Source organism: uncultured Endozoicomonas sp., from assembly GCF_947495845.1.
GTDB lineage: Bacteria > Pseudomonadota > Gammaproteobacteria > Pseudomonadales > Endozoicomonadaceae > Endozoicomonas.
Genome location: NZ_CANMAO010000080.1, coordinates 1 through 1,328, shown reverse-complemented (window position 1 = coordinate 1,328; position 1,328 = coordinate 1). Strand labels below are relative to the sequence as shown.

1 protein-coding gene is annotated in these 1,328 nt (G+C 35.5%); it reads left to right on the top strand.

The features are described from left to right. Positions 1-210 precede the first annotated feature (210 nt). On the top strand, positions 211-1,176 hold the full coding sequence (locus Q1B11_RS20150) for a hypothetical protein (protein ID WP_299735797.1): 966 nt from the start codon (positions 211-213) through the stop codon (positions 1,174-1,176). Positions 1,177-1,328: the final 152 nt, after the last annotated feature.

The window sequence follows — 1,328 nt, the reverse complement described above, 5'->3', positions numbered from 1 at the left end:
GATGCTACATGATCTGTACGGCTCGTGGTGTGGGAGGAACGGAGTCGTGAGGCTTCGTCCTATCCCGATTAGCTGCTTCTTGTCTGCTACATTATCTTTCATTATGTACATAGACAAATGTCTAATTCTAATTTCAGCATAAATGAATTAGTGTAGATTTTAATATCTATTTAGAACGATCTAATGTTTTAACTTATGGAGTGTATTAATATGGATAGTACTGGAGGCATCATAAACAACACCAAGAAACCAAGCTTAAAAAGAGAGGTTGAAAACGCACCTTCAATAAATCCAGATAATATTTCAAAATTTTCTAGGTATAAACTAGAGCCTATTGAATCTACTGATAATGCTTTAACTAAACTTGATGAGTTTCAGGTTATAACTAAAAGTGATTGTATTTCTTCTGTATTGGCCAGAAATATTAAATTAGCAAAAGAAGAAAATAATGATTCTTCTGATAAATTGAAAAAAGCTATTTCACAATATATTAATGATAAGAAAATAAACGGGTATTTAATTACTGAATATGAATTATCTGCAATTTACAAGGCGGCAGAAACAATAATAGAAGTGAGAAGACTTCTGCACAATCTACCTTCAAATAGATCAGATTCATCAGGTGATGCATATTACAGAGATTATGTTTTTTCAGAATTTGTATTGCCAGAGGTATTAAAAAAAGAGCCAATAGATATTTATTCACAGGAAGCTATAGAATTTTCCATTGCTTTAGCTCTAGAAAAAGCTACGGGTAAATGTTCTGAATTTGCTCAAATATCATGTTTCGTACATTCACCAAAACTGCAGGAAGGTGAAAGCCTGTCAGTTCATGGCAATAATCACCCTGTGGACGCTCATTATTGGGCTGTATTAAAATTAACAAATGGAAAAGAAATAATTATTGATTCTTGGCAAGATCTAGAGACGCCGATCTTCGCTGAAGATTGTGTATATTATACTGAACCACGGGTTCGTATAATAAGGAGTCAGTATTCTAATAGTGATTATGAAAAGTTTAAAATGGGTGTTGAGAGTAAACGAGAATTGATTCGAAATCAGTCCTCACTAATGAAAATAGAGTCATTGGTAGAGGAAATGAAAATCTCACATCCACGAGAAACTGCAGCCCCTCCTGTATTTGGCGGTGTATTTGGCGGTCATTATAGAAAATAAAATAAAGGGACTATTGAACTGGATAATCTAGGTTCTGCAGCTAACAAAAATTTCCAGGGGACGCCTGCGGCGCCCCTGAAATTGGCGTGTGTGCCGAGCATGGCACTTAACTAGAGAGGTGAAAGTCCTCTTACCAGGTATTCGCAGAGCCG